The following is a 3,889-nucleotide window of genomic DNA, read 5'->3' as shown; positions in this document are numbered from 1 at the left end:
CCCTCCTTCACAGCGTTGAGCGCTGTGAAGGAGGCCTTCACGGACCTTCGACCTGCCTCAGCCGACGCCGAGGTAGGCCTCCTTGATGCTGTTGTCGGCCAGCAGTTCCTTGCCGGTACCGGACTTCGTGATGCGCCCGGTCTCCAGCACGTACGCCCGGTGCGCCCGCGACAGCGCCTGCTGCGCGTTCTGCTCGACGAGCAGCACCGTGGTGCCCTGCTTGTTGATCTCGGTGATGATCCGGAAGATCTGCTGGATGAACTGCGGGGCCAGCCCCATCGAGGGCTCGTCCAGCAGCAACAGCTTCGGCTTCGCCATCAGCGCGCGCCCGATCGCGAGCATCTGCTGCTCACCACCGGACATCGTGCCGCCCGCCTGGCTCTTGCGTTCGGCAAGGCGCGGGAACAGCTCGAACACGCGGTCCAGGTCGGGGCCGAGGTTCTTGCGGTCCTTGCGCGCGTACGCGCCCATGTCGAGGTTCTCCATCACCGTCATGCCGGGGAAGATCCCGCGGCCTTCCGGCGCCTGCGAGATCCCGCGGACCACCCGCAGGTCGGCCCGCAGCCGGGTGATGTTCTCCCCGGCGAAGGTGATCGTCCCGTTCGACACCGGGCGGATACCGGAGATCGCCCGCATCGTGGTGGACTTGCCCGCGCCGTTGGCGCCGATCAGCGTGACGATCTCGCCCTCGTTGACCGTGATGGACAGTCCGGACACGGCCTGGATCCGGCCATAGTGGACGGACACATCGGACAGCTCAAGCAACGTCATCGTCGGGCACTCCCAGATAGGCGGCGATCACAGCGGGGTTCTCCCTGATCTCGGCCGGCACTCCTTCGGCGATCTTCTTGCCGAACTCCAGAACCACGATCCGGTCGGTCACGCCCATGACGAGTTTCATGTCGTGTTCGATCAGCAGGACGGTGTAGCCGTCGTCGCGGATCGTCCGGATCAGCCCCATGAGCTCTTCCTTCTCCGCCGGGTTGAACCCGGCGGCCGGCTCGTCGAGGCAGAGCAGTTTCGGCTCGGTGGCCAGTGCCCGCGCGATCTCCAGCCTGCGCTGGTAGCCGTACGGCAGGTTCTTCGCCTTCTCCGCGGCGCGGTCGGCGATGCCCACGAACTCCAGCAGCGCCATCGCGCGGTCCACCGCTTCGCGCTCCTCGCGGTGATGCCGGGGAAGCCGCAGCAACGCGCCGAGCACGCTCGTCTTGTGGCGGGCGTCCGCCCCGACGACGACGTTCTCCAGCGCGGTCATCTCGGCGAAGAGCCGGATGTTCTGGAACGTGCGCGCGATCCCCCGCTGGGTGATCGTGTGCCGGTTCGCCTTGCCGAGCGGCTTGTCCTCCAGCAGCACCTTGCCCGAAGTGGGCCGGTAGACGCCGGTCATCGCGTTGAAGCACGTCGTCTTCCCCGCGCCGTTCGGCCCGATGAGGCCGAGGATCTCGCCGCGGCGGATCCCGAACGACACCGAATCCAGCGCCACCAGGCCACCGAACCGCACCGTGACGTCCCGCAGTTCCAGCAAGGTCTGGCCGATGTCGACCGCGATCTCACGGTCGGGCGCGACCACCTCGGCGACCTCGGCGAAGTGCTCGGCGCGCTCCTCCTCGGTCATCTGCTCGACCTCGGCCACCAGGCCGCCTTCGACCGGCTTGGCGCCGTCCTGTGGCTGCGTCATGCCTTGCCCCCTGGGGTCGGTTCCGCGGCGAGCGCGCTGTCCCCGCTGATCTGCTCGCTCTTGCCGAGCAATCGCTGGTATGCCTGCCTCCCCCGCGCCAGCAACCGCTGGCGCGCGCCGAGCAGCCCTTGCGGGCGAAAGATCATCAGGATGATCAGCGCGATACCGAAGATGAGGTAGTTGTACTCGGCGATCTGCACGAACCGCAGCGGCAGGTAGGCCACGACGACAGCGCCGAGCAGCACGCCCACCTTGTTACCGGCGCCGCCGAGCACCACGGCCGCCAGGAACAGCATCGAGGTCACCACGTCGAACGACTGGTTGTTGACGAACTGCAGTTTCCCGGCGTACAGCGCACCGGAAAGGCCGCCGATCGCGGCGCCGATGACGAACGCCCAGATCTTGAACTTGTACGTCGCCACGCCCATGATCTCGGCCGCGTCCTCGTCCTCCCGGATGGCGACCCAGGCCCGGCCGACGCGGCTGCGTTCCAGGTTCCCCACCAGGAGCAGGATCGCGATGATGATCGTGACCGTGAAGACGTACCACAGGCTCGCGTTGGCCAGGAACGGTTTGCCGGCGGCGTCGGTCCCGACCCGCTCGAATCCCGACTGGCCGCGCAACGGGCCGACGTTGTCCGCGATGAGCCGGATGATCTCACCGAAGCCCAGCGTCACGATGGCGAGATAGTCGCCGCGTAGCCGTAGTGTCGGCGTGCCGAGGATGACGCCGAAGATCATCGTGATCGCCATCGCCAGCGGCAGCGTCCAGATGTAGGGCAGCTTCGCGAGGCTCGAACTCGGGCTGGTGAACAACGCCGCGACATAGGCGCCGACGGCGAAGAACCCGACGTACCCGAGGTCGAGCAGCCCGGCCTGGCCGACCACGACGTTGAGGCCGACGGCGACCAGCGCGTAGCGGGCGACGTCGAACATCGCGGTCGGGAAGTCGGTGCCCGTGGTCGCCAGCAGCGGCGGGTTCAGCCACGGCAGGAAGTAGATGAGCACGACCAGCGGGATGAGGATGCCCCACTGGGCGGGACGGCTCAGACTGTTCCAGCGCTCCCGGATCGACGGGCGCGCGGGTGCGTTGTCGGTGGTCATACCCGTGCCTTCCCGAGTGATTCGCCCAGGATGCCGGTCGGGCGGAGCATGAGGACCAGCACCAGGACGACGAACGCGACGACGTCCTTCCATTCGCCGCCGAACAGCGACTGACCGTAATTTTCGACGATGCCGAGCAGGAGCCCGCCCAGCAGCGCGCCGCGCAGGTTGCCGATGCCGCCGAGCACCGCCGCCGCGAACGCCTTGATACCGAGCAGGAATCCGCCGTTGTAGATCGCGCCGGACGGGATCTTCATCAGGTAGAACAACGCCGCCGCGCCGGCGAGCAGGCCGCCGACGAGGAACGTCACGATGATGACCCGTTCCTTGTTGACGCCCATCAGCGTCGCGGTGTCGGGGTCCTGGGCGACCGCGCGGATACCGCGGCCCACCTTGGTGCGGTTGACGAAGTAGTCCGCGACGAGCCAGGCGAGGACCGACGCGACGACGATCAGGATGTCGCGGTCGGTGATCTTGGTGCCGAAGATTTCGAAGAGCGTCTGCGGGGTGAGCAGCCGGATCGAGCGCTGCGCGTTGAGCCCGAAGATGAGCTTCAGGGTCTGCTGGAGCGCGAACGACGCGCCGATCGCGGTGATCAGGAAGACGAGTTTCGGCGCGTTGCGATTGCGCAGCGGCCGGTAGGCCACGCGCTCGAGGCCGACAGCGGTCAGGCCGGACACTGCCACCGCCGCGATCAGCGCGAGCCCGAGGTACAGGATGAGTTCCCCGACGCCCAGCACGGGGTCGGCGCCCGGCCGGAAACCGAGCAGATAGAACGTCACCCAGGCGGCGAACGTGCCGACGATGAAGACCTCGGAATGGGCGAAGTTGATCAGTTTGAGGACACCGTAGACGAGCGTGTAGCCCAATGCGATCAATGCGTAGATCGCACCCTGGGTCAGCCCGTCGAAGGTGTTGTTCCAGAACTGTCCGAGGAACGTGTCCACATCGAAATGGATCCACGAACCGGATTCAGCCAGGAACGGAGTCAGCGTGGGGTGCACGGATTCTCGTTCTCTCCGGGTACGGCTCGGGGGGGGGGGGGGGGGGCGGCGGGCCCCCCCCCCCCGGCCCCCTGCCCCGGGGGGTAAAGGCACTGTTTGGGGGA

4 protein-coding genes are annotated in these 3,889 nt (G+C 67.3%); all 4 read right to left on the bottom strand.

Features of this window, described 5'->3' with window-relative positions; genetic code table 11:
* Positions 1–57 precede the first annotated feature (57 nt).
* Genes ACFWX1_RS08455 through ACFWX1_RS08440 form a run of 4 tightly spaced genes read right to left on the bottom strand, consistent with a single transcriptional unit; the run spans position 58 to position 3,785 of the window.
* On the bottom strand, positions 58–771 hold the full coding sequence (locus tag ACFWX1_RS08455) for an ABC transporter ATP-binding protein (protein WP_378328215.1): 714 nt from the start codon (positions 769–771) through the stop codon (positions 58–60).
* A complete protein-coding gene (locus tag ACFWX1_RS08450; RefSeq protein WP_378385214.1) occupies positions 758–1,678 on the bottom strand; it encodes an ABC transporter ATP-binding protein in 921 nt (306 codons plus the stop codon). The genes ACFWX1_RS08455 and ACFWX1_RS08450 overlap by 14 nt, the downstream gene beginning before the upstream one ends.
* On the bottom strand, positions 1,675–2,781 hold the full coding sequence (locus ACFWX1_RS08445; RefSeq protein WP_378385212.1) for a branched-chain amino acid ABC transporter permease: 1,107 nt from the start codon (positions 2,779–2,781) through the stop codon (positions 1,675–1,677). Before ACFWX1_RS08445 ends, ACFWX1_RS08450 begins: the two co-directional genes overlap by 4 nt.
* Positions 2,778–3,785: a branched-chain amino acid ABC transporter permease gene (locus tag ACFWX1_RS08440; protein ID WP_378385210.1), complete on the bottom strand. Its 1,008-nt coding sequence runs from the start codon at positions 3,783–3,785 to the stop codon at positions 2,778–2,780. Before ACFWX1_RS08440 ends, ACFWX1_RS08445 begins: the two co-directional genes overlap by 4 nt.
* Between the last annotated feature and the right edge of the window lie 104 nt (positions 3,786–3,889).

It is taken from the genome of Amycolatopsis sp. NPDC059021 (genome assembly GCF_042739895.1).
Taxonomy (GTDB): Bacteria; Actinomycetota; Actinomycetes; order Mycobacteriales; family Pseudonocardiaceae; genus Amycolatopsis.
Note: the sequence above shows the minus strand (reverse complement) of the source record. Positions and strands in the feature narration are given on the sequence as shown.

What these genes read in the sequence shown, in the direction of transcription:
- ACFWX1_RS08455 (WP_378328215.1), bottom strand. Translation starts at nt 771, where the DNA reads ATGACGTTGCTTGAGCTGTCCGATGTGTCCGTCCACTATGGCCGGATC.
- ACFWX1_RS08450 (WP_378385214.1), bottom strand. Translation starts at nt 1,678, where the DNA reads ATGACGCAGCCACAGGACGGCGCCAAGCCGGTCGAAGGCGGCCTGGTG.
- ACFWX1_RS08445 (WP_378385212.1), bottom strand. Translation starts at nt 2,781, where the DNA reads ATGACCACCGACAACGCACCCGCGCGCCCGTCGATCCGGGAGCGCTGG.